This is a genomic window from Klebsiella sp. FDAARGOS_511 (assembly GCF_003812845.1).
GTDB lineage: Bacteria > Pseudomonadota > Gammaproteobacteria > Enterobacterales > Enterobacteriaceae > Klebsiella > Klebsiella grimontii.
Genome location: NZ_CP033824.1, coordinates 252,066 through 276,252, shown reverse-complemented (window position 1 = coordinate 276,252; position 24,187 = coordinate 252,066). Strand labels below are relative to the sequence as shown.

The window sequence follows — 24,187 nt, the reverse complement described above, 5'->3', positions numbered from 1 at the left end:
TCCCGGAAAGAGCGTCATTTGAATAAAAAGGGGGCTCTTTATCTGCTGGTAATAGACCTATGGTCATAATTACAGTATATAATTGGTCGTCATGGCACCTGAGAAAAGTGTGATCGTGATCAATGTTGATAATCGCCAATGCCCTTAAATATGACACAGGGGAAATAAATGTAATAAATTAATGGTGATTTTTTATGGCGATTAAGGACTTTTTTATACAAACAACACCCGGGCGACGTCGTTATGGCGTAGCGCTATTTGTCGGGGTGATTGCAGGAATTATGTCGGCGTTTGTTAAATGGGGGGCTGAAGTTCCATTACCGCCGCGTACTTTCTCCGGCGGCAGAGATGAGTTTAATCCACCTTATCTTTTCTTACGCGACTATCTGGGAATTGACCCAACGCATACGGTATATACTTTCTCCGAACACATCATCAATCCGGTGATGGTCACGCATATTATATTCTCGCTGGTGTTTGCCGTTGGCTATTGTGTCGTCGCGGAAGTCTTTCCGAAAGTGAAATTATGGCAGGGAGCATGGGCGGGAATTGTCGCCACCATCGCCGTTCACTGGATCTCATTTCCGCTACTGGGGCTGACGCCTTCGTTATTGAATATTCCTGCCGATGAGTATATTTCGGAATTGCTGGGGCATATTTTTTGGTTCTGGGCCATTGAGATGATTCGTCGCGATCTTCGCAACCGCATTACCCATGAACCTGACGCCGAAGTACCTCTTGACGCGCCGTTCAGATAATTCATCTCAAAAGAACCCGTGCTGTCACGGGTTCTTTTGACAGGACAGGAGAGAGATTACAGCAGCGTATTCAGGGCGAAGTTAAGGATCTTCTCACCATCAAATGAGGCATAGGGCAAACTTTCAATAACGGCAATGTCTTGTGGTGCCTGCGGTGCGCGAGTGAATTGCTCGACCTTATACTGGATATGCGGGGCAACCAGCACGGCATCGTAAGCGGGAGCGACGCTAAAGAAATTTTCAACCCCAACGGCGCTGATTAATAAATCCAGTTGCCGATCGTCAGCAATTTTTTGCATTCTGCGGGCAATAATCCCTGCCGTTTCGCCAAACAAACAGCATATTAATAGTTTTTTCACGGTTTAACCCTCGGTAAGATACCGCAGCTACAATATTCCTCCCTCGGCAACGAAAATGCGCGATGTATCAATATTCCAGGTTAATTTATGAGGATGTTTTTATTCTGCTGGCGAGCATCACAGGCGCTAAAAACGAAGGCCCCTGTGATGCTGGGAATCGCGGGGATAACGCTCAGGCTACTTTTTTTTACGTGAAATCTGAAAGCGATCGCCGGCTCGCGTAAGCTTCGCTCCATTCGTACAGTACTCGATAGCAAAATTAAAAAATTCATCAGAGTCGAGTTCGAAATCCAGTTCGAGTTTAATGGCGTCGCCGGACTGCAGAAGCTGCTTTGCCTGTTCCAGATTACTGGCTTTAACTGTTCCCATCTCTTCACCTCGTTTTAGCGCTGGTGGCGTCCGGGCTTATCCTACAGGCTTTGTTTTACGATCGCGTGACACGGCTTTTCTTATGCTTTCCGCCGTTCGTCCATCGTTACCATCGCTAGGCGAATAAGCCGATAGCGATGGTATGGCGTACAATATCAGTCGACGTTATTGAAGTAGTCCCGCGCCGCCGCCTCAACGTTCTTTGCCTCAAGGCCGGTTTTCTCGGTGATTGAGGCAATAAACGGCTTGAACTTCTCCGTCATTACATGCCCTCCGTCCCAATGAGCGACATAAAAGCGGCACTGATAACGATAAAAGTGGAGAGTTTTGTCTCCTAACGTGTAATACATATGAATCTCCGGTTCAGTATGTCGGGTGGACCACAACAGGCTATGAGCAAAGTACGCCTCAACGGATTCTATCCTCCTCCCAATTTGCGGAAATTTCCAGCATGCAATACAAAACCATCTGTAATACGTACGAGGAAGGCGTCCTGTGCAAACCCGGATGCAAAATTCAGCGCAACTTCAACGTCTTCGCACCAATCTCTGACGGGCGACTTGAAAAACTCGGATGAACTATTGATACTGTATATAAATACAGTATTGCCACGGGTGACTCTAATATGATGTTTTATCAACCGGTTGAATTGCGAAAGATCGTGTCGATTCCGCTGTTTAGCGACCTTGTTTCATGCGGCTTTCCCAGCCCCGCACAGGATTACATTGAGAAGGGGATAGATCTCAATGAGCTTTGTATCAGCCATCCCGCGGCGACCTATTTTGTCATGGCGACGGGCACGTCAATGGTTGATGCCGGCATTTATGAAGGCACGCTGCTGGTGGTGGACCGTGGCCTGAAAGCGAAACATGGTGATATCATCATCGCCTCCGTCGGCGGCGAGTACACGGTTAAACGCCTCTGTACGCACCCCATCATGCAACTCTTGCCGATGAATCCAGATTTTCCACCCATTGTGCTGCACAACGACGGTGAGGCGCTGGAGATTTTTGGTGTCGTCACTTTCAGCATCAACAGGCTTCGCTGATGTTTGCCCTGGTCGATGTGAATTCATTTTATGCCAGCTGTGAAACGGCCTTTCGCCCTGATTTACGCGGGCGTCCGGTGGTGGTGTTGAGCAACAACGATGGCTGCGTCATCGCCAGGAATCACGAGGCTAAACGGCTGGAGATTCCAATGGGCGCGCCCTATTTCAAAGTGAAATCACAGTTTGAACGCCATCAGGTGGCGGTGTTTAGCAGCAACTATGCCCTTTATGGCGATATGTCCCATCGGGTCATGACGATTCTCGAAGAGCTGGCCCCCGCGGTTCATCAATATTCTATTGATGAAGCGTTCGTGAATTTGGCCGGGATCCATCGTTCTGAGGAGCTTGAGTCATTTGGTCGCCATGTGCGTAGTACATTACTCCAGTGTACCGGTCTGACGGTGGGGGTAGGGATCGGGCCGACGAAAACGCTGGCTAAGCTGGCTAATTATGCGGCCAAAAGGTGGCCAAAGTTCGAGGGCGTGGTCGATCTCTCCTTACCGGTCAGGCAGAGAAAGTTGCTGGAGAAGGTGGTCGTCGGTGAGGTCTGGGGGGTAGGGCGCCGCATTGCGAAAAAGCTCAATGATATGGGGATCAACACGGCGCTTCAGCTGGCCGAGACGCCCGCTTCGCTTATCAGAAAACATTTCAGCGTCGTGATGGAGCGCACCGTGCGGGAACTGAGAGGCGAGCCCTGCCTTGAGCTGGAAGAGTATATGCCGACTAAACAGCAAATTATCTGCTCGCGTTCATTCAGTCAGAAGGTGAGTGAATACGGGGCGATGCGTGAAGCGGTATGCAGCCATGCGGTCCGCGCCGCCGAGAAGCTGCGCGCGGAGCATCAGTACTGCCGCTATGTTTCCGTTTTTGTGAAGACCAGCCCGTTTGCGGGTAATGAAGTCTATTACGGCAATGATGCCGGCACGAAAATCCACATCCCGACCCAGGATAGCCGGGATATCATCGCGGCGGCGCTAAAATGCCTGGACACCATCTGGCGAGAGGGATACCGATATCAAAAGTGCGGCGTGATGCTGGGCGATTTCTTTAGCCAGGGGGTGGCGCAGTTAGGCCTGTTTGACGACTATCGGCCGCGCGCGAATAGTGAACAGCTGATGACGGTTCTTGATTCTGTTAATCGACGTGATAAAGGCCGGCTCTGGTTTGCCGGGCAGGGGATAGAGCGCAGCTGGGAGATGAAGCGGCAGATGCTGTCGCCAGCCTACACCACCCGGCTCAGCGATTTGCTGCGGGTGAAACTGTAGGCTGGCATTAAAGGGGGCGACAATCCCTCAGACATATTGCGCAGCGCTTATTGCAGACCCGCCAGTTCATCTGCGGTCAGCGCGAGAGTTTGCGTTGTACCGCTCTCGGCGGATTGCACAGCCGCTTCCAGCACCGCCATCACGGCGAGCGCCTCTAATGGGGATACCGGATTGTTGATTTTGCCGGTCAGCGCGTCGCGGACGTGAATATAGTACTGGCGCTGATCGCCTCGTGGCGCGCTGATTTCACTGGCGCGCAGGTCCGCGTCAAACACCACCAGGCTATCGTCGTCCGCGCCCCAGCTTTCGCTGCCCGGAATCACGCCCGCCAGCAGCTGGCTCTCCTGCTGGTCTGCGCGTTGTTTGACGGCGCTGCCTTTATCGCCATGGACGGTAAAGCGCGATACGCCACCTGCGACCAGCATGCTGCAGTGCAGAATCACTTTGTGCTGCGGATAGTTCAGCACCACGTGCGCCCAGTCATTGATCTCCGCGCCTTCACGCAGAGTGGCGATGCTCCCCTGCACCGACTGCGGCAGGCCGAACAGCTGCAGCGCCTGGTCGATCAGATGCGGGCCTAAATCAAACCACAGGCCGCTGCCCGGTACGTTCTGCTCCCGCCAGCGGACGCGTACTTCCGGGCGGAAGCGGTCAAAATGGGATTCAAAATGTTTAACTTTTCCGATGAGCTCCTGTTCGATAACCTGCTTCACGGCCAGATAATCGCTGTCCCAGCGGCGGTTATGGAACACTGACAGCACCCGCTGTTTCTCTTCCGCGAGCGCAATCAGTTCGCGGGCTTCCTGCATATCAAGGGTAAACGGTTTGTCGACAACGACGTGCTTGCCGGCGTTTAAGGCCAGACGGGCAAGCGGAGCGTGGGTGGCGTTAGGAGAGGCGATAACCACCAGATCGACATCCGGATGCTGAATGGCCTCTTCAGGTGATGCGATGACGGTGACATTCGGCAGGTCGCGTTTCACTTTATCTTCATCGCGCGAGGCGACAATCGCCAGATTCAAGCCGTTGACGGACTGGATCAGCGGAGCATGAAAAGTTTTGCCGACGAATCCGTAGCCAATCAGGGCAATATTAATATTCTTACCGTTAGTCATAAGCATCTCCGCGTTCTTAAGCATCAGCGATAGTGAGTTGTATTGAGCCGTTATCCTTCAGTTCTTCCCATGGCCGATCAAGAAAGAGCTGGTGGATGTCGGCGAGTCCGGCAACCAGCCAGGGCTCGCAGTGATTGAGTTTCATATGATCGGCCACCAGCCAATGTTCCGCGCTGGCCGCCAGCATGGCGCGCTTAACTTCAGCGTCCGCCTCCTGGCTGGCGCTGAGGCCGAGATCGGCATGGAGCGCGCAGGCGCCGAGAATAGCGATATCCGCCCGATAGCGTTCCAGTAGCGAAACCGTAGCGCTACCGGCAAAAAGGCGCTGCTGCATATCCCATTTCCCCCCCAGCAAAATAAGCTGAATATCCGCACGCGCGCTGAAGTGCTGGGCGATATCCAAAGAGGTGGTGATCACCGTCATCGGGCCCTGTATCTGAGCGGCGACGGCCAGCACGGTACTCCCCGCGTCAAGGAACAGCGTGGATCCGCCGGGGATTTTCTCCGCCACCATTTTACCTAAGCGCTGCTTGATATCCGGTAGCAGCGTATTCCTGTTCTGGCGATTCATGATGGAGAGATTGAGCGCGATAGCGCCGCCGTGGTTTTTCTGGGCCAGCCCCTGTTTCTCGAGGTCGCTGAGATCGCGGCGCAGCGTATCTGCAGAAACCTGCAGGTTATCGACCAGCTCACTGATAGTGACCTGGCCTTTTTCGCTAAGAATATCAATTAGATATTTCTGTCTGGCCGTTTTGTGCATAATCTAAACCCGCAAAATGCTGCAATAAATCGCATAATACAGCATTTTACCGAAAAAGGAATGCGCCGAACGTGATGCCCCACAGAGGTGACGTTTTGTTGAATGCTTACGCAGGATAGTTTGTCACTCTCCCATTTTTCCGCCGGGGAGTCCTCCCCTCTGGCAGCCAATAACCTCTGAGAAGATCAACAATGCAAGTTATGAATAGTCTAAAATTATACCGAAAAATAACTTGAGTTAATGAGTGTATTTAGATGAGAATTCACTTCAGCCGTAATAGCGTTGGTTTTTACGATGCTTGATTGTAAGCCGGCCGGCCTGGCTGGCGACGCTCCGGCGAGCGTAAATATAATCCATGTGAATGGTATAAGGTTTTTTGCAATATCCTTTTTTAGTCAAGATGAGGGATATTAATCCACAGCGGGGCGGGGAGGTTTTAATTAGCCCGTGTGATTCGCTGCGCCAGAACGCTATTTCTACTTAAATTTCGTGGGGCGCCAGTTCTCAGGTCGAAAAATAATGTTTATTTATATCGTGTTTTGTAAAACGACGATAGCGGTACTTTGCGTATCGTTAGCTGTCTGGATAATACTTGATTTACTATCTTCAGCAGGCTAAGCCAATGTTGAATATCGTCATTAAAAATAACAATCAGTTTTTTAATTTAGGATTTCACTTTATATTACAGAGCATCTTCCCGGAGTACTCATTATCTACGCAATGTGCTGCATCGCTTAATGAACGGATCGTGCAGGATGCTGATGTGGTCGTGCTGGATTTATGCCGCGGAGCTGAATTCGTATGTCATCCGGAGTTGTTAAATCGGAAACCGGGATTGCTGATTGGCCTGGTTGCCAGGCAAAATCAACGGGGGAGAGGCGCTTTGCCGCTCTGCCTGGAAGAGATCGTCTTTGTTGGGCGCGATGAGAAAATCTCTCAGGTTATGGCGAAAATTAAACTCTCATGGATTCTGGTTCCACCGGCAGCGGAACAAAAATCGGTGTTACGATGCGAGCGTTGCCCGCAGAGAAGGCTATCTCCACAGCAGCGAATCATCGCGGCGGCAATCTACCAAGGGCTAACGGTGAACGCGATTGCCCGAGAACTTTCGCTTTGCAATAAAACGGTTTTTGCACATAAACGTCTGATTATGTCTAAATTTCATCTACGCAACGACTTAGACCTGCTGCTATTTCTGCGCTATCTGAATAGCGCCAAAGGCCACAGTTAAACTTGCAAAGCAGCAATATCGCTCTATTCTTATTTTGCTTATTAAAATGGAGGAAAAAAGTATGTGTACCCATTTGCATGACAACGCTCGTCAATACGCAGAAGAGAAAAAGTGAACGGCTCCTGCTAGCCTGCCTTCCCGTCAGCCCAGCGTCTGGCGGAGAGTGATAATGCAGGTTAGACACAGTATTGCAAAGTACATCCACAACCCGCCGCCGGCGGGTTCTTTTTTTCAGACTCCTCGCTTTTCGCCAGTGAATTCAGCAGCATGCCCTGATTAGCTCTTGCGTAACCGTCGCGTAAGGCTAGACTACGGAAATGTGCATGAGTTAACGGAGGTCCAGTGGACGCCATTAAGGGATCGGAACTGAACGTGCCGGATGCCGTTTTTGCTTGGGTGTTCGACGGGCAGGGCGGCGTAAAGCCGTTGGTCGATAGTGACACCATTGATAAAGAGCATCCTTGCTGGCTGCATCTCAACTATACCCATGTTGATAGCGCGGAATGGCTGGCATCAACGCCGCTGCTGCCCAATAACGTGCGCGATGCGCTGGCCGGCGAGAGCACTCGCCCGCGTGTAACGAGGATTGGCGATGGGGCTTTAATCACGCTGCGCTGTATTAACGGCAGTACCGATGAGCGCCCGGACCAACTGGTCGCGATGCGTCTTTATATGGACGAGCGTTTGATTGTCTCCACCCGGCAGCGCAAAGTCCTGGCGCTGGATGATGTGCTCGGCGATTTGCGTGAGGGAAACGGCCCGGTTGACGGCGGCGGCTGGCTGGTGGATGTTTGCGATGCGCTAACCGATCACGCCAGCGAGTTTATCGAGCAGCTTCACGACCGGATTATCGATCTGGAAGATGATTTGTTGGATCAGCAGGTCCCGCCGCGTGGTTTCCTCGCGTTACTACGTAAACAGCTTATCGTCATGCGCCGCTATATGGCGCCGCAGCGTGATGTGTATGCAAGGCTTGCCAGCGAGCGTCTGCCGTGGATGACGGACGACCATCGGCGACGGATGCAGGATATTGCCGAACGTCTGGGGCGAGGTCTGGATGAGATTGATAGCTGCATCGCCCGCACGGCGATCATGAGCGATGAAATCGCGCAAATTATGCAGGAGTCGCTATCGCGTAGAACTTATACGATGTCGCTGATGGCAATGGTTTTTCTACCCAGCACTTTTTTAACCGGACTCTTTGGCGTCAACCTCGGCGGCATTCCCGGCAATAGCTGGCATATGGGTTTTTCTATTTTCTGCATAATGTTAGTCGTTCTCATTGGGGGTGTTACATGGTGGTTGCATCGTAGTAAATGGTTGTAAAGAATCGTCTTTTGGCGCGGTGATGATGATGAAAACCCGGCAATGTTTGAGCGAAATCAATAAACCGTCTACCCATTCAGGGCAATATCTCTCTCGCAGGTGAATGCAACGTCAAGCGATGGGCGTTGCGCTCCATATTGTCTTACTTCCTTTTTTGAATTACTGCATAGCACAATTGATTCGTACGACGCCGACTTTAATGAGTCGGCTTTTTTTTGCGCTCTGTTTCTCAGCTTCTACGCTTAACTGGTGTACCCGTCCATAACCGGGAGTCAATATGCGTATTCATTCGCTGAACTCAATCCCCATTCCGCCGGAACCCAACGATCCTGTACCGGTCCACGATCCTAAACCCCGCCCGCGCCCGTTACCCGACCCACCGCCTGACGATGAGCCGATTAAATTGTCGCATCGGGAGCGGAGATCTGCGACGATACGCGCCAGCAGATTGTCCGCCCCTAAATGTAATGCGAGAAATAATTGTGACCGCTTTTTCAACTCTGAATGTTTTGCCCGCCGCCCAGCTCACTAACCTGAATGAACTGGGGTATCTTTCGATGACCCCGGTTCAGGCGGCGGCTTTGCCGGCTATTCTTGCGGGTAAAGATGTCCGCGTGCAGGCAAAAACCGGCAGCGGTAAAACGGCGGCATTCGGCCTCGGATTGCTCCAGCACGTTGACGCTTCTCTGTTCCAGACGCAGTCGCTGGTGCTGTGTCCGACCCGCGAACTGGCGGATCAGGTCGCTGGTGAGCTGCGTCGTCTGGCGCGCTTTCTGGCGAATATTAAAATTTTGACCCTCTGCGGTGGCCAGCCTTTCGGCGCCCAGCGCGACTCGCTACAGCATGCGCCGCATATTATCGTCGCCACGCCGGGGCGTTTGCTCGATCACCTGCAAAAGGGCACCGTGTCGTTGGACGCGCTACAAACGCTGGTGATGGACGAAGCGGACCGCATGCTGGATATGGGGTTTAGCGACGCCATTGATGAAGTGATCCGCTTTGCGCCGGCTTCGCGCCAGACGCTGTTGTTTTCCGCTACCTGGCCGGAAGCGATCGCGGCGATTAGCGGCCGTGTGCAGAACAACCCGCAGACCATTGAAATTGATGCCGTTGATGCGTTGCCAGCTATTGAGCAGCAGTTTTTTGAAACTTCGCAACACGGAAAAATCACGCTGTTGCAAAAGCTGCTGAGCCAGCATCAGCCCGCTTCCTGTGTGGTGTTCTGCAATACCAAAAAGGATTGTCAGACTGTCTGCGATTCGCTAAACGCCGCTGGCCAGAGCGCTCTGTCGCTGCACGGCGATCTTGAACAGCGCGACCGCGACCAGACGCTGGTACGCTTTGCTAACGGGAGCTCGCGCGTGCTGGTAGCGACCGACGTTGCCGCCCGCGGGTTAGATATCAAGTCGCTCGAGCTAGTGGTGAACTACGAGCTGGCCTGGGACCCGGAGGTTCACGTGCACCGCATTGGTCGTACCGCTCGCGCGGGCGAAAGCGGTCTGGCGATTAGCCTCTGCGCGCCGGAAGAGGCGCAGCGCGCGAATATTCTTGCCGAAATGTTGCAAACAAAGCTCAACTGGATGAACGGGCCGGCAAATAGCACTATTGTGCCGCTGAAGGCAGAGATGGCCACGCTATGCATTGATGGCGGAAAAAAAGCGAAGATGCGCGCGGGCGATGTACTGGGGGCGTTGACCGGTGATATCGGCCTTGATGGCGCGGACATCGGCAAGATCGCCGTTCATCCGGCGCATGTCTACGTTGCCGTGCGCCAGGGCGTAGCGCATAAAGCGTTTAAGCAGCTGCAAAACGGGAAGATTAAAGGTAAGACCTGCCGGGTTCGTTTGCTGAAATAAGCGCGAAAAAGGCGTCTCAGGCGCGCGCCTGAGACGTAAAGACGTTATTTTACTTCCACCACATTCAGGCGCAGTTCATCCAACTGCGCGTCATCCTCTTCCGGCTGCCAACCGGCCGGCTGCATCGGGATCTCTTCGCGATCGAACGCCAGGTCGCCGCCGTCAATCACCGCAGAACCGTGATGAATGCCCTTAAAATCGAACAGGTTAACGTCGCTAAGATGGGAAGGCACCACGTTCTGCATCGCGCTAAACATCGTTTCGATGCGCCCTGGATAGCGTTTGTCCCAGTCGCGTAGCATATCGGCAATCACCTGGCGCTGGAGGTTGGGCTGCGAACCGCACAGATTACACGGAATAATCGGAAAACCTTTCGCCTGGGAGAAACGCTCAATATCTTTTTCCCGGCAGTAGGCCAGCGGGCGAATCACGATATGTTTACCGTCGTCGCTCATCAACTTCGGCGGCATACCTTTCATCTTCCCGCCGTAGAACATGTTCAGGAACAGGGTCTGCAGGATATCGTCGCGGTGGTGGCCCAGGGCGATTTTGGTCGCGCCCAGCTCAGAAGCGGTGCGGTAAAGAATGCCGCGGCGCAGACGTGAGCAGAGCGAGCAGGTGGTTTTACCTTCCGGAATTTTTTCTTTAACAATGCCGTAGGTATTTTCTTCAACAATCTTGTATTCAACGCCCAGCTGCTCAAGATATTCCGGCAGGATATGTTCGGGGAAGCCCGGCTGTTTTTGATCGAGGTTGACCGCCACGAGGGAGAAGGAAATTGGCGCGCTTTTCTGCAAGTTGCGCAAAATCTCCAGCATGGTGTAGCTGTCTTTACCGCCGGAGAGGCAAACCATGATGCGGTCGCCTTCTTCAATCATATTAAAATCGGCAATGGCCTCGCCGACGTTACGGCGCAGGCGCTTCTGCAATTTGTCGATATTGTATTTTTCTTTCTTGCTAATCTCTTGATTCTGCAGCATTTAATAATGGCTCAATTCATAGTGTGGCATCAGAAGCGCACGCGTTCTGCCAGCATGATTATGGCATTCTGCTGGTGCGTAGCATGTGGCGTGTATGGTACGGATTAGCGAAGGGAATGTCAGCACATTTAAGGTTAAATAAGCCCGGCGGGATAAAAGACAAAAAGCCCGCACAGCGGCGGGCAGAGTCGGTTTACCGCACGACCAGCACCGAACATTCCGCATGGCGGACAACGGCGGCGGCGTTAGAGCCCAGCAGGTAGGTGGTGATATCGGGACGGTGCGAAGAGATAATCACCAGGTCCGCGGGAAGAGACTTCGCCATAGCAAGGATTTTATCTTTCGGCGAGCCCTCTGAAACGTGAAAGTGGATACGGTCTTCGGGGATATTAAACTTTTTCACAATCTCTTTGAGCCGCGATTCCGATTCGGCTTTGAGGTCATCCATCGCCGGCAGCTCTGCGGTGTAGGCCATTCCCAGCGAAGCGTAATAGGGAAGGGAGGGAATGACGGTCAGGAAATGCACCTCGGCATCATCGATTCTGGCTTCAGCTTCAACATGCTTGATAACGCGATCGGTTAATTCTGTATCAGAAATATCGATGGGCACAAGAATCATTCTGTTCATAAAACCTCCTGTTTAAGTAACCACTTAAAGTGTAGGTCATCCAGGCGATTATTGTACATTGCGCGCAATCACACTTTGGCCATCAGGCGCAGCGGCGTTCGGTAAATTTTCCTTTAATGACGCCATCGTAAAAACGACCTTTAGAAACCACCAGGAGAAAGTCGCGGAAAATGCGCGGCGGGACACCGATATACTGCAGCGTTTGGTTATCGCGAAAACGGATTTCAAGAATGCCGGCGGACTCATCATAGGCGACGGAGGTGATTCGGGATGAGGTTACGGGGTGATGTTGCATGGCGGGCGTCCTCTACGGCTGCGGCAATTCCAGGTAGCAATATATCATTTAACGGACGATTATTTTAAGGTAATCGATATATTGTTTTGCTTTGAATGCCGGCGATGGCAGGGAGGGGAAGAGAAAGCCCGCCGTTGCCAGCGGGCCCGGACATTAGAACTGGTAAACCAGGCCTAATGCGACGACGTCATCCGTAGAGATGCCGTTGTTAGAATAGAAGCTATCGTCTTCATCCAGCAGGTTGATTTTGTAATCAACGTAGGTAGACATATTACGGTTGAAGTAATAAGTCGCGCCAATGTCAGCATATTTAACCAGATCTTTGTCGCCATCGGTTTTGCTCAAATCTTTACCTTTAGACATCAGGAAAGAAACCGCCGGACGCAGACCAAAGTCGAACTGATACTGCGCAGTCACTTCGAAGTTCTGGGTTTTATTGGCAACGCCGTTACCGTCGCCGTAAGGCGTCATGTTGCGGGTTTCGGAATACATGGTCGCCAGATAGATGTTGTTGGCATCATATTTCAGGCCGGTGGTCCACGCTTCCGCTTTGTCACCGCCTGCGGTGGTCCGGGTCATCTGATCATTGGTACGGTCAGAAGAGGTGTATGCGGCAGCTGCGCTGATGCCCATACCGAAATCATAAGAAGTTGACAGACCAAAACCGTCGCCGTTGGCGTTACGTACGCTGCGATCGCCGTTGTTGGTGCCTTCACCGCTGCCGGCGTTTTCATTTTTACCCTGATACTGCAGGGCGAAGTTCAGGCCGTTAACCAGACCGAAGAAGTCATTGTTACGGTAGGTTGCAACGCCGTTAGCGCGGCCGGTCATAAAGTTATCGGCTTGGGAGTAGGAGTCGCCACCGAATTCTGGCAGCATATCGGTCCAGCCTTCTACGTCGTACAGTACGCCGTAGTTACGGCCATAGTCGAATGAACCGTAGTTAGCGAATTTCAGACCCGCAAACGCCAGACGGGTCCAGGACTGGTTGTCGGCGCCTTCGGTGTTGTTCGCCTGAACGTTATATTCCCACTGACCGTAGCCGGTCAGCTGATCGTTAATCTGAGTTTCGCCTTTGAAGCCAAGACGGACGTAGGATTGATCGCCATCTTTAGATGAATCATCGGAGAAATAATGCAGACCGTCTACCTTGCCATAGAGGTCCAGTTTATTTCCGTCTTTATTATAAATCTCAGCAGAGTGAGCAGCGCCAGCAGCTAATAATGCCGGGATAACGAGGGCCAGTACTTTTCTTTTCATTTAGACAATCCTTTAACGGTTTTTGTTTTAGCTTCCTCCTGGGAAGTGAACTCATGCTAAAGGAGCAAATAGAGATATGGTAAGTATCAATTGTTACGATATAAGTAAAATCTAAAATAAATAATTCAGATGAAATGATGATAATTATAATGAATGATTTGGCAGAAAATATACAAAATAAAAATTATACATGACGATTTTAATATCGTATTATCTGGTCGTTATATGCCTTTTATTGTCATTCAAGAATTTATATTGCCCTCGTTCCTGAGAATGGTTTTTGTTGAGCGGTAAAGCGACAAGCCCGAATGAATATTCGGGCTTTTTTTATGCGCGGATAAAAAATGGCAGCGAATTAGCTTTCGCTGGTGGGTTTTTCCGCCTTACCGGCCAACTGCGCCAGGAAGTCATAGCGTTTTTGTAGATCCGCGGTCGCATCTTTCCACAACTGTTCCGCAACTTCCGGCTGCTGCGCGTTCAGGCGACGGAAACGCTGTTCGTTCAGGAGCGTTTCGGCCAGCGCGTCTGACGGCGGACGGGAGTCCAGCGCCAGCGGAAGTTTACCTTCATCGGCACGACGCGGGTCAAAGCGATACAGCGGCCAGAATCCGGTCGCGGTCAGCTGACGCATCTGATCGTGGCTTAACGCCAGATCGTAACCGTGTTCTTCGCAAGGACTGTAGGCAATAATCAGCGATGGTCCCGGATACGCTTCCGCTTCCTGAATCGCTTTTACCGTTTGGTTGAGCTGCGCGCCAAGGGAAATTTGCGCCACATAAACATGACCGTACATCATCATGCTGACCCCAAGGTCTTTACGCGCTTTACGCTTGCCGTGCTCGCCAAATTTAGTCACCGAACCCAGCGGGGTAGCCTTCGATGCCTGGCCGCCGGTGTTGGAATAACATTGGGTATCGAGCACCAGAATATTGACGTTTTCGGTCAAGCTCAGCACGTGGTCGAGACCACCAAAGCCGATATCGTAGGCCCAGCCGTCGCCGCCGATTAGCCAGATAGATTTCTCGACCAGTGCGTCGGCGTCGGTTAACAGTTCCTTCGCTCCTTCTTCATTTGCCAGCACCTTGCGCAGTTCGTCCACCTGTTCGCGGCGTACCTCAGGCGTGGCCTCCGCGTGCAGCGCCTCGTTAAGCTCAGGCGGGAGTTTATCGACGAACTGCGATAGCAGACGCATTACGCGCTGACGATGCTGGTCGACGGTAAGGCGGAAGCCGAGGCCAAATTCGGCATTATCCTCGAATAGCGAGTTGGCCCATGCCGGCCCGCGGCCGTTGGCATCGGTGGTGTACGGCGTGGAAGGGAGGTTGCCGCCGTAAATCGATGAACAGCCGGTGGCGTTGGCAATCAGCATCCGGTCGCCGTAGAGCTGAGTCAGCAGCTTGATATACGGCGTTTCGCCGCAGCCGGAGCAGGCGCCGGAGTATTCAAACAGCGGACTGATCAGCTGCGAAGTGCGGATATCGATACGTTCCAGCTTGCTGCGGTCCATTTCCGGCAGATTGAGGAAGTAGTCATAATTGACTTTCTCCTCTTCAACATGTTCAAGGCGCGACATCATATTGATGGCCTTGATTTCCGGGTTCTGCCGATCTTTTGCCGGACAAACCTCGACGCACAGATTACAGCCGGTGCAATCTTCAGGCGCGACCTGCAGAACGTATTTCTGGCCGCGCATATCGCGGGATTTGACGTCCAGGGAGTGCAGACTGGACGGGGCATTTTCCATCGCCTCCGGGGTGACCACTTTCGCGCGGATTGCCGAGTGCGGGCAGGCGGCCACGCAGTGGTTGCATTGGGTACAAAGCTCTTCCTTCCAGATAGGGATCTCTTCGGCGATATTACGTTTTTCCCAGCGGGTGGTGCCCATCGGCCAGGTACCATCCGGCGGCAGGGCGGAGACCGGCAGCGCATCGCCGAGCCCGGCCAGCATGGCGGCGGTCACGGTTTTGACGAAATCCGGCGCGGCGTCGGAGACGACCGGCGGGCGATTCGGGCTGTTGGCATCGACCTGCTGCAGCGGCACTTCCGCCAGCGACTCGCGGGCCAGGGCCAGCGCCTGCCAGTTGCGTTCGACCAGTTCCTGACCTTTGCTGCTGTAGCTTTTCGCAATCGCGCCCTGCAGTTCCGCCAGCGCGCTATCACCCGGCAGGATCTGCGTCAGATGGAAAAACGCCATCTGCATAACGGTGTTGATGCGCGCGCCGAGGCTGCACTCGCGGGCGATTTTGGCCGCGTTAACGATATAAAACCGCGCTTTTTTCTGATTCAGCGTGGCCTGGACTTCCTGCGGCAGGCGCGACCAGACTTCCTCGGCGCTGTATGGGGTATTGAGCAGGAAAATACCGCCCGGCTTAAGACGCTCAACCATCTGATACTTGTCGATAAACTGCAGCTGGTGACAGCCAACGAAATCGGCCTGCGAAATCAGATAGGAAGAACGAATCGGCTTCTCGCTGACGCGCAAATGGGAAACCGTCAGGCCGCCAGCTTTTTTCGAATCATAGACGAAATAGCCTTGCGAGAACCACGGCGTCGAGTTACCGATAATCTTGATATTGTTTTTGGTGGCCGAGACGCTGCCGTCGCTGCCGAGCCCGTAAAACAGAGCTTCCAGCTTCGCCTCCGACGGCAGGGTATTTTCTACCAGCGGCAGGGAAAGGTTGGTGACGTCATCGTAGATGCCGACGGTAAAGCGTGGTTTGGGTTTGGCGGCGCTCAGTTCGTTGAAAATCGCCAGCACGCACTCCGGTCCGAACTCTTTTGATGAGAGACCATAGCGGCCGCCAATGGTACGCGGCAGCGTTTCCCGCTCGCCGCGGTTAAAGGCTTCCGCCAGCGCGGTCATCACGTCGAGATACAGCGGCTCAGCCTGGGCGCCCGGTTCCTTGGTTCGGTCAAGCACCGCAACGGCGCGGGCGCTAACCGGCAGCGCTTCCAGCAGATGGGCAGCGGAGAAGGGGCGATAAAGACGAACTTTCAGTACACCGACTTTTTCACCGCGGCTCAGCAGTTCATCAACCACTTCCTCACAAGTGCCGATTGCGGAGCCCATAATCACGATAACGCGCTCGGCCTGCGGATGTCCGTAGAACTCAAACGGTTTGTACTGACGCCCGGTGGCGACGGCAAAATCGTTCATTGCCGTTTCAACGTGTGCGTAAACCGCGTCGTACCACGGGTTAGTCGCTTCACGTGACTGGAAGTAGGTATCCGGATTAGCTGAGGTGCCGCGGATTACCGGATGTTCGGGGTTCAGGGCGCGCTGGCGATGTTCATCGATTTTATCCTGCGGTAGCAGGCTGAGGAGGGTATCGTCCGCCAGCGGGGCGATTTTGTTGATTTCGTGCGAGGTGCGGAAACCATCAAAGAAATGAATAAATGGCACCCGGCTTTGCAGGGTGGCGATATGCGAAATTAGCGCAAAATCCTGGGCTTCCTGGACGCTGCTGGCGCAGAGCATCGCGCAGCCGGTCTGGCGCACGGCCATGACGTCCGAGTGATCGCCAAAGATAGAGAGCGCGTGGGTTGCCACGGTGCGGGCGGCGACGTGCAGCACAAACGGCATCAGCTGGCCGGCCAGTTTGTACAGCGTCGGGATCATCAGCAGTAAACCCTGCGATGAAGTAAAAGAGGTCGAAAGGGCACCGGTTTGCAGCGCGCCGTGTACGGCGCCGATTGCCCCGGCTTCCGACTGCATTTCGACGACGCGGGGAACATCGCCCCAGACGTTTTTCAGCCCGTTGCCCGCCCAGGCGTCCGCCTGCTCCGCCATCGTGGAGCTGGGCGTGATCGGGTAGATGGCGATAACTTCACTGGTGCGAAACGCGACTGAAGCAACCGCGCCATTACCGTCGATAGTGATCATATCAATACTCACATTGCTAAATGTTTGATAAAAAATGTTTTTATGCCCATAGATACATTCTGAGCACTCGCTTATCTATTCTGCATTCTGCGCAACCGCTATCGGCGCGATTTCACCGGTAGCGTAAAAGTTCGTTTCTCCCTGCATGGTTACGGGCAGGGGGGACCGGGTTTGCGAATTACTGTCTAAGTATAGACTCCGGAGGAACATGATTTTTTGATCTCCAGTAGCGACAAAATCCATAGTTCAGATAAATTAATTCAACGTATTACATAGGTATCCACGTATGAGCGACACCCTACACCAAAATCAATGGCGTCATTTTTCCATAAGTAGCAGTGTGGCGAATTCCGCCAGTCAAAGGGTCCTGACCGACAATACTGCCTTAATTACCTGTAGGTAATTTATTCGGGTTTTGCTATATTTTAGATACCTGATGGTAAATGGCGTTAGAATCATTGCGATGGATAAATACGAAATCAGACGACAGCGGTTGCTCTATATCCGTGATAATTTATGCGGTGGTAAGGCCGTTGATGTGGCCCGAACCCTTGGACGGGAGCCTTCTTACGTCTCAAGAATGCTCTACCCCGAAGGTAAAAAGCAAAAGAAAAGGATAGCTGACGAGATGGTCGAACTTATTGAATCTTCGTTCAATCTTCCCCGCGGATGGATGGACGGTATCACCGGGAATATTGATATCGAGCGAGAACCGGTAGAGGATTCGCCACAGATGCCGTATGTCATTGAGGTTCTGGATGCCCAGGCCAGCGCAGGGCCGGGCTGCATTGTCTCCAGTGAGGTTGATGAAACGGTCAGCAGTATCACCTATGACTCTGCCGGCGCGCTGCGGCTTTTTGGTAACAGGCCCGCAGAGCATATCAAGGTGATCACCGTATCCGGAGATAGCATGTCCGGCACCATTGAGACCGGTGACTACATTTTTGTCGATGTCTCGAAAGACTACTTTGAAGGCGATGGCATTTACGTCTTTTCCTTTAAAGGCGCGGTGCTGGTGAAGCGACTTCAGTTCACGGCGGATGGCCTGCTTGTTCACTCGGATAACAGTAAATATGCAGACTGGACGATTGGCGAGAGCCATGAACAGTATCTGAAGATCATTGGTCGCGTGATTTATAGCCACAGCGTTAAACGCTTCGTTTAAAGGCGCGCATTGCCCCGCAGGTCGCCATTCGTACTGAGTTCAGCCGATAAGTTTTAACCAGGTATGTCGCGTGTAAGCCGGGCATACCTGCGTCATCGCCCCTCCTCCTGTGAGACGCTGTTCATCACAACCCCCTCGGACCTTTTCAGTTTTTTTACGCGGTAGACCACTTTTTTCAAAAAAAATTTCAATGTTTTCAATTCATTAATGTGTTTTTGTCATAACGTATACCCATGGGTATTTATTTTTAAATAACCCTGAGGTATTCTTTTGTCATCAGCTTGATAGGCAGCACTATCTGGATGATGAAATACAACGATTCATAACTGAATCTACGTGGCTGAAAAGCCAGCGCCATGGCGCAGTGCGCTTTGGGGTAAAGCCATTGGCAAGGATCCGATTGCCAATGGCATTCCGCCAAAGCCCATTAAAGGAGACCGCAATGTCCCGTAAAACCGCGTTTAATGGCTCCGCTGCGGGTAGACGTCGCGCGCAGCGTTCCCACTTACAAAATCCGCAAACGCTCAGTTCCGATCTTATCCACCGGCCCACCCCTTCCCGCGCTCAGATTCAGGCAAAAGGGAAGCACCATACGCCTGAACGTATTGAGGACGCATTGCCGATTAAATTTGTGGCGCAGGATATTTTTTGGCAGCGCGAGGAATATAAACGGCAAATTGAGCGAGCGACCATCATTTATCAGCAAGAATTTGCCCACCAGTATGCGCAGCCAGAAGCCTGGCTCTTCGAGAGGGCAATTTATGCGCTTGGTTTGCAAAAAAGAAAGAAAGTAACGGCGAGGTAACACCTTAGTGCCAGGAAAAATGACCCTGCGCTTCGTTATTTACCATCATAACTCATAGTGAAAGAAGGGAGGGTATATGTCCGATCCTGTTTCCGGTACGTCGATAATTGTTGCTGGTGGATTAATGGGCGCTGGTATGTTTGGCCTGATGACAGGTATTGATTATGGCGTTGTATTTGGCGCGTTTGCTGGCGCGGTATTTTATGTTGCGACGGCGGTTAATATCACGCGTTTTAGACTCGCTGCCTATTTTATGACTTCTTTTATCGTCGGTGTTCTGGGTTCCGGGTTAATTGGGACAAAGTTGGCGATCTGGACAGGATATAGTGATAGACCGTTAGACGCGTTAGGCGCCGTACTGATATCCGCGCTGATTATTAAGATACTTACGTTCCTGAATAATCAAGAACTAACCGACCTATATAAAATACTTACCCGCAACAATAGTGGGCGCCCGAATGGGAAATGAACTGCCCGCGCTGCTTAATGCCATTCTCTGCGCTTTGATCACCCTAACCTTAATGTTTTATCGGCGCGCCCGGTACAGGAGGTATCGACCATGGATATCGTATACGGCTTATTTGCTGGTAATCACTTATGCCAGCATACCGTTTCGTTATCTCTTCGGCTTGTATACGTCGACCCACTGGTTGGTGGTTACCGTGAATTTTTTTGTCTTTATTGCCGTGTTCCTGGTGAGGGGGAATATCGCGCATTTAATCGATAAATGAGGAATAAATGACTAAAGATGAGATTTTTAATGCCATTCTGGAAAAGGAGGGCGGTTATGTAAATCATCCTGATGATAAAGGAGGTCCGACAAACTGGGGGATTACTCAAGTCACCGCACGGGCTCATGGTTATGATGGCGATATGCAAAAACTGACGCGCCAACAGGCGCTGGATATTCTCAACGCTGACTACTGGATTGCGCCCCGGTTCGATCATGTTGCTGAAATATCTACCGCGATCGCTGAAAAACTGTGTGATGCCGGGGTCAATATGGGGCCTGTTCTGCCGGGTAAGTGGCTTCAACGCTGGTTAAATGCTTTTAATCATCGTGGGGTACTTTATCCGGATCTTATAACCGATGGTGTTATTGGCCCCAGAACCTTAAATGCCTTGAGCCATTATGTTATTCGAAGAGGCAGTGAAGGGGAGCGTGTACTGCTACGGGCATTAAACTGTAGCCAGGGGCAGTATTATCTGGAGTTAGCAGAAAAAAGTGAGGCTAATAAATCATTTATATATGGTTGGTTGCGAACACGAGTATCTATGTAGTTTTTATTTTATTAATCTAATCATTTCAGTAATCGAAATCTGGAGAAATTGAATATGTATAAGCCGTGGCGGGCGCCCCGCCTCACACCGGTAACAGTACGCCGGCACCGGTGACCCCTGTACATACTGGCACGGAGGTAAAGCAGGCGGTCCGGTTCAGAATCTGGACTGGAAGGCGGCAATCATTGACCGTGCAGGCATTGATAAGGTGAAACTACATACAGGTCGTTTTGCTGAATCAGATGCCAATAAAGTGATGATTGACAGGCTAGAAAAAATTATAAAAGGTGAGCTCCAGGCTACTGATACCGATAAGAGATACTACACTCATGAGGTCAGAGAACTGGAGCGCTACAAGCTGCTTGGCGTTAAAGATAGCGCTCTGTTGAGGTATGGAATAATACTCATACAGCCACTCTGGAGGACTATAAATTAGGTAATAGAAACTCTTTATATACACCAGAAGCGCTGAAAGCAGCAGAAGAACAAGAGTTGAGGGGTTCCAAGTGATTGATTTTGAACGTATAGTGGCAGAGCAGACGCTCGAGGATATTATTCTCAACTTAACCAGGAATGAGAATGGCTTTGGTTATCCTCAAATGGATCGTTTTTTCAGTCGTTATAAGTTTTCAGTAATAGAAAGTGGGGAGTTTATGAGGACCTTTGAACAGATGCGTCAAAAAGGCGTGGTCGTATGGGGCGAAAAAATGCTTGTCAAAAAAGGTCCCAATTAGCAAGAGCCAAAATTCGTCACTGAAAAGAAATACGGTATTCAATAACTTTCATATTTGAAGAATTGCCAGCACATCCCCTGCTGGCTTTTTTTATGTTTGACTGTGACGAGTCCCTGCCGAGTAGAGCCATTCAACTCTGAAGATTGTCGCTGATAGGAATGAAAGTGATTTGGATGCTCACCAGTGAGTCAAAGAAGCTAAGATTGAACGCACAGGAAATAATCTTGCAGAACAAAGAACTACCTATTTAACTGTCGGGAAACTATCGCCTCACCATGATGCTTCTCAGTTGTACAGAGATTAATGTGCTCATGCTGAGAGGCTTCTGACGCCAAAAAATTTGCTAATAAATGTTAACACAACGCATAAATACGTACTTCGCCTCTCGACGCGGCGCGCTGAGCTGCCTATTATCCTTAGGCTTGTCCATTTTAAGATGTATCTGAGGGGAGAGAAGATGCGAGCTGCGTTTTTAGTGGGATGTGCTGCGCTGTTACTGTCGGCGTGTAGTAGCAATGATGAACCTGTTCAGCAGGCAACGGCGGCGCACGTATCGCCGGGAATGCGCGCTGCGATGAGCAGCTCCGGCCAGGCAAACTGCGCCATGGTTGGCGGCTCGTTATCGGTGGCCCGCCAGCTTGATGGCTCCGCTATCGGCATGTGCGCATTGCCGAACGGCAAGCGCTGCAGCGAGCAGGCGCTGGCAGGCGGAAGCTGCGGTAACTATTAATTCATCAGGTCGGCGAGCTTATACACCAGCGTCTGGTCGGCGGTCGCCAGCGTTAGCTGCGTTTCCGTCAGGTCGACCTGCGCGCCTTCGCGCAGCATTTTGCTCAGCGTGGCGTCCAGGGCGTTAAGCTGCGAGTCTGTGCAGAGCATGCGGGTCATTGCCAGCTCTTCAACCTTCAGCTCGCCGTCAGAGACTTTGCCCGTGCCGCTGAAGCGGTTGCACATATTACCTGAAACAGACATCTTGCCCGTAATGGGCATCTTTTCGCCGAAGCTCAGCTCCTGCGGCTTATCCGCGGCATTCAGCGGCTGCCCGTTAACGCTGGTCAGCACAAAACGGTGGTGCTGAAGCTGTTCCGCTCTGGTCGACACCTTGCTGTTATAAACGCAGCCCGATAGCAACATTCCCACCGCCAGCAGCGCAGCATACTTGTTCATTTAATCTCCATAAATATTTATCGTATTAATAAATGAAGGGATTGTAACTTTATCGCAGGCAATTTCTGTGGGGATTATCTGAATGTGCCCCCCGCGAAGGGGGAGCACAAAAGGGCAAGGAAAATCAGACCAGTGCGTTAGGACAGGTTTCGCCTGCATCCACTTGACGCAGGTTGTCGAGGGTGGTTTGCGAAATGCTGATCAACGCTTCCGCGGTCAGAAACGCCTGGTGACCGGTAAACAGGACGTTATGGCAGGCGGAGAGACGGCGGAACACATCATCCTGAATCACGTCATTAGACTTATCTTCAAAGAACAGGTCGCGTTCGTTCTCATACACGTCCATCCCCAGCGCGCCAATTTTCTGATGCTTCAGGGCGTCGATCGCTGCCTGCGAATCGATGAGCGCGCCGCGGCTGGTGTTGATGATCATCACCCCGTCTTTCATGCGATCGAACGCGGCATGGTTCAGCAAATGGTAGTTTTCATCGGTCAGTGGGCAGTGCAGTGAGATAACATCGGACTCCCGGTACAGGGTTTCAAGATCGACATACTCCACGCCCATATCCAGCGCGGCGGCGCTTGGGTAGGGATCAAACGCCAGCAGACGCATACCGAAACCTTTAAGAATGCGCAGCGCGGCGACGCCGATTTTACCGGTGCCGATAACGCCGGCGGTTTTACCGTGCATGGTGAAACCGGTCAGCCCTTCCAGAGAGAAGTTCGCGTCGCGGGTGCGCTGATAGGCACGGTGAATGCGGCGGTTCAGCGACATCATCATGCCGATCGCGTGCTCAGCGACCGCCTCCGGCGAGTAGGCCGGGACGCGCACCACCCGCAGGCCCAGCTCTTTGGCGGCATCGAGGTCAACGTTGTTGAACCCCGCGCAGCGCAGCGCGATGTACTTCACGCCGTGGGCTTTTAGTTCTTCAAGTACCGGGCGGCTACCGTCATCGTTTACGAAGATACACACCGCTTCACAGCCGTTGGCGGTTTTGGCGGTTTTTTCGGTTAGCAGGAAGTCAAAAAACTCCAGTTCAAAGCCATATGCATCATTAACATGCTGCAGATACTTCTTGTCGTACTGTTTTGTACTATACACAGCGATTTTCATAAGACTTTTCTCCAGTGATAATACCGTCACGGTAGCATAATTAAAATAATCTTACAAATGTTAAAAACTAGTTTAATCAGCAGGTTATAGTAATAATTCTAGAGCATATCGCGGTGTTAAGAAATCTCTTTAAAAGACAATACCTTTCATCAAAAGCTGAGGCTTAACGCGCCTGGCGCCAGCAGGATAAGCGGCCAGAGCAGCCCGGAGCTGACGTTGGCGAGCTGAAACTGCCAGAGAGAGGTGCCGCTGGCGCCGGTTACCAGCGGCACGGTGGCGCGAAGCGGAGAGAGAAAGCGGCTAAAAAAGACTGCCCACGCGCCGTGGCGGCGCAGGAACAACTGGCCGCGAGCGAGGCGTTCGGCATTAAGCCAGCGGATACGATGCAGATGGTACCGGTAGCGGTAGCCCGTCAGCCACGAGAGCCAGAATCCGCCGATAGCGCCGAGGCTGGCGCTCATCCACATTAACAGGAAATGTCCCGGGCTGGCCGATGCCAGGGTGCCGAACAGCAGTAGCCCGGAGGTGCCCGGGATCAGCAGCGAGATGACGGCGCAGGATTTAGCGAACGTCATCAGGAAAACCATCAGCAATACCAATGAATAGCGGCTCTGAGCGTATTCCATCAGCGAGATAATTAAGTCCACAGCACAATCCGTTTACGTTCGCAGGTGTAGACCAGTGTCGCAGGCGAAAACTAAACCCTGGTTAAATAGCTGGCTGGTGAATCACAGGGCGACGACTACGCTTAAACGGGATGGAAACTTTAACTCACAGGTCGAACGTGC

At 52.0% G+C, this 24,187-nt stretch carries 26 protein-coding genes and 1 pseudogene; 14 read left to right on the top strand and 13 right to left on the bottom strand.

Annotated features, from left to right (window positions below):
- The first annotated feature begins 194 nt into the window (after positions 1-194).
- On the top strand, positions 195-758 hold the full coding sequence (locus EGY08_RS02300; RefSeq protein WP_004121116.1) for a YagU family protein: 564 nt from the start codon (positions 195-197) through the stop codon (positions 756-758).
- 56 nt (positions 759-814) lie between these two features.
- Here the strand turns inward: EGY08_RS02300 and EGY08_RS02295 are convergent, their stop codons facing one another.
- The 3 genes from EGY08_RS02295 to EGY08_RS02285 form a co-directional block, all read right to left on the bottom strand.
- Positions 815-1,117, bottom strand: a complete 303-nt coding sequence (locus tag EGY08_RS02295; RefSeq protein ID WP_004121114.1) for a PTS sugar transporter subunit IIB — start codon at positions 1,115-1,117, stop codon at positions 815-817.
- Between the two features lie 177 nt (positions 1,118-1,294).
- Positions 1,295-1,486: a hypothetical protein gene (locus tag EGY08_RS02290; protein WP_004121110.1), complete on the bottom strand. Its 192-nt coding sequence runs from the start codon at positions 1,484-1,486 to the stop codon at positions 1,295-1,297.
- A gap of 155 nt (positions 1,487-1,641) precedes the next feature.
- The gene (locus EGY08_RS02285) at positions 1,642-1,836 is read right to left on the bottom strand and encodes a hypothetical protein (RefSeq protein ID WP_004121108.1); all 195 of its coding nucleotides are present in this window, start codon (positions 1,834-1,836) and stop codon (positions 1,642-1,644) included.
- A 275-nt stretch (positions 1,837-2,111) separates the two neighbouring features.
- Here EGY08_RS02285 and umuD point away from each other — a divergent pair, with 275 nt between their 5' ends.
- Both umuD and umuC read left to right on the top strand, forming a co-directional pair.
- Positions 2,112-2,534 (top strand): translesion error-prone DNA polymerase V autoproteolytic subunit, encoded by a 423-nt coding sequence (gene umuD, locus EGY08_RS02280; RefSeq protein WP_004121104.1) that lies wholly within the window; start codon positions 2,112-2,114, stop codon positions 2,532-2,534.
- Positions 2,534-3,799 (top strand): translesion error-prone DNA polymerase V subunit UmuC, encoded by a 1,266-nt coding sequence (gene umuC / locus EGY08_RS02275; protein ID WP_004121101.1) that lies wholly within the window; start codon positions 2,534-2,536, stop codon positions 3,797-3,799. Before umuD ends, umuC begins: the two co-directional genes overlap by 1 nt.
- A gap of 47 nt (positions 3,800-3,846) precedes the next feature.
- On the opposite strand, the gene EGY08_RS02270 is transcribed toward umuC, so the two are convergent.
- Both EGY08_RS02270 and EGY08_RS02265 read right to left on the bottom strand, forming a co-directional pair.
- Positions 3,847-4,938 (bottom strand): oxidoreductase, encoded by a 1,092-nt coding sequence (locus EGY08_RS02270; protein WP_177447566.1) that lies wholly within the window; start codon positions 4,936-4,938, stop codon positions 3,847-3,849.
- Positions 4,931-5,674, bottom strand: coding sequence for a DeoR/GlpR family DNA-binding transcription regulator (locus EGY08_RS02265; protein WP_004121098.1), 744 nt, complete (start codon positions 5,672-5,674; stop codon positions 4,931-4,933). Before EGY08_RS02265 ends, EGY08_RS02270 begins: the two co-directional genes overlap by 8 nt.
- Positions 5,675-6,296: 622 nt before the next feature.
- Here EGY08_RS02265 and EGY08_RS02260 point away from each other — a divergent pair.
- The 4 genes and pseudogenes from EGY08_RS02260 to dbpA all read left to right on the top strand — a co-directional run bounded on the left by EGY08_RS02260 (position 6,297) and on the right by dbpA (position 10,087).
- A complete protein-coding gene (locus tag EGY08_RS02260; RefSeq protein WP_004121096.1) occupies positions 6,297-6,905 on the top strand; it encodes a helix-turn-helix transcriptional regulator in 609 nt (202 codons plus the stop codon).
- A gap of 342 nt (positions 6,906-7,247) precedes the next feature.
- A complete protein-coding gene (gene zntB / locus EGY08_RS02255) occupies positions 7,248-8,231 on the top strand; it encodes a zinc transporter ZntB (protein ID WP_004121094.1) in 984 nt (327 codons plus the stop codon).
- A gap of 277 nt (positions 8,232-8,508) precedes the next feature.
- Positions 8,509-8,673, top strand: a pseudogene (locus tag EGY08_RS31295) (hypothetical protein); the annotation flags it as partial.
- A gap of 40 nt (positions 8,674-8,713) precedes the next feature.
- Entirely contained in the window at positions 8,714-10,087 is a 1,374-nt protein-coding gene (gene dbpA / locus EGY08_RS02245) for an ATP-dependent RNA helicase DbpA (protein ID WP_004121093.1), read from the top strand.
- A 44-nt stretch (positions 10,088-10,131) separates the two neighbouring features.
- Here dbpA and ttcA read toward each other — a convergent pair whose 3' ends face one another.
- From ttcA to nifJ, 5 genes are all read right to left on the bottom strand, one after another.
- Positions 10,132-11,067: a tRNA 2-thiocytidine(32) synthetase TtcA gene (gene ttcA / locus EGY08_RS02240; RefSeq protein ID WP_004121091.1), complete on the bottom strand. Its 936-nt coding sequence runs from the start codon at positions 11,065-11,067 to the stop codon at positions 10,132-10,134.
- A 193-nt stretch (positions 11,068-11,260) separates the two neighbouring features.
- The gene (gene uspF, locus EGY08_RS02235; RefSeq protein WP_004121089.1) at positions 11,261-11,695 is read right to left on the bottom strand and encodes a universal stress protein UspF; all 435 of its coding nucleotides are present in this window, start codon (positions 11,693-11,695) and stop codon (positions 11,261-11,263) included.
- Positions 11,696-11,777: 82 nt separating this feature from the next.
- A complete protein-coding gene (locus EGY08_RS02230) occupies positions 11,778-11,990 on the bottom strand; it encodes a KTSC domain-containing protein (RefSeq protein ID WP_004121086.1) in 213 nt (70 codons plus the stop codon).
- 153 nt (positions 11,991-12,143) lie between these two features.
- Positions 12,144-13,250 carry a porin OmpC gene (ompC, locus tag EGY08_RS02225; RefSeq protein ID WP_004121085.1) on the bottom strand — a complete coding sequence of 369 codons (1,107 nt, stop codon included), beginning with the start codon at positions 13,248-13,250 and terminating at the stop codon, positions 12,144-12,146.
- 355 nt (positions 13,251-13,605) lie between these two features.
- Positions 13,606-17,133, bottom strand: coding sequence for a pyruvate:ferredoxin (flavodoxin) oxidoreductase (gene nifJ / locus EGY08_RS02220; protein ID WP_123828134.1), 3,528 nt, complete (start codon positions 17,131-17,133; stop codon positions 13,606-13,608).
- A gap of 463 nt (positions 17,134-17,596) precedes the next feature.
- Between nifJ and EGY08_RS02215 the strand changes: the two genes are divergently transcribed.
- The 7 genes from EGY08_RS02215 to EGY08_RS02180 all read left to right on the top strand — a co-directional run bounded on the left by EGY08_RS02215 (position 17,597) and on the right by EGY08_RS02180 (position 21,848).
- A complete protein-coding gene (locus tag EGY08_RS02215; RefSeq protein WP_049090298.1) occupies positions 17,597-18,298 on the top strand; it encodes a S24 family peptidase in 702 nt (233 codons plus the stop codon).
- A 442-nt stretch (positions 18,299-18,740) separates the two neighbouring features.
- Entirely contained in the window at positions 18,741-19,103 is a 363-nt protein-coding gene (locus EGY08_RS02210) for an antitermination protein (protein WP_123828133.1), read from the top strand.
- Positions 19,104-19,179: 76 nt separating this feature from the next.
- On the top strand, positions 19,180-19,572 hold the full coding sequence (locus EGY08_RS02205; protein ID WP_112165246.1) for a phage holin family protein: 393 nt from the start codon (positions 19,180-19,182) through the stop codon (positions 19,570-19,572).
- Entirely contained in the window at positions 19,562-19,834 is a 273-nt protein-coding gene (locus tag EGY08_RS02200) for a phage holin family protein (protein WP_032741863.1), read from the top strand. The genes EGY08_RS02205 and EGY08_RS02200 overlap by 11 nt, the downstream gene beginning before the upstream one ends.
- A gap of 7 nt (positions 19,835-19,841) precedes the next feature.
- On the top strand, positions 19,842-20,384 hold the full coding sequence (locus tag EGY08_RS02195) for a glycoside hydrolase family 108 protein (protein WP_123828132.1): 543 nt from the start codon (positions 19,842-19,844) through the stop codon (positions 20,382-20,384).
- Between the two features lie 506 nt (positions 20,385-20,890).
- Positions 20,891-21,118: a hypothetical protein gene (locus EGY08_RS02185; protein ID WP_004121072.1), complete on the top strand. Its 228-nt coding sequence runs from the start codon at positions 20,891-20,893 to the stop codon at positions 21,116-21,118.
- Positions 21,119-21,575: 457 nt separating this feature from the next.
- On the top strand, positions 21,576-21,848 hold the full coding sequence (locus tag EGY08_RS02180) for a DUF333 domain-containing protein (RefSeq protein WP_004101621.1): 273 nt from the start codon (positions 21,576-21,578) through the stop codon (positions 21,846-21,848).
- Here the strand turns inward: EGY08_RS02180 and hslJ are convergent.
- The 3 genes from hslJ to EGY08_RS02165 all read right to left on the bottom strand — a co-directional run bounded on the left by hslJ (position 21,845) and on the right by EGY08_RS02165 (position 24,046).
- On the bottom strand, positions 21,845-22,285 hold the full coding sequence (hslJ, locus tag EGY08_RS02175; protein WP_004121070.1) for a heat shock protein HslJ: 441 nt from the start codon (positions 22,283-22,285) through the stop codon (positions 21,845-21,847). The genes EGY08_RS02180 and hslJ overlap by 4 nt on opposite strands.
- A gap of 124 nt (positions 22,286-22,409) precedes the next feature.
- A complete protein-coding gene (locus EGY08_RS02170; protein ID WP_004112629.1) occupies positions 22,410-23,399 on the bottom strand; it encodes a 2-hydroxyacid dehydrogenase in 990 nt (329 codons plus the stop codon).
- 149 nt (positions 23,400-23,548) lie between these two features.
- Entirely contained in the window at positions 23,549-24,046 is a 498-nt protein-coding gene (locus EGY08_RS02165; protein ID WP_004121067.1) for a DedA family protein, read from the bottom strand.
- Positions 24,047-24,187: the final 141 nt, after the last annotated feature.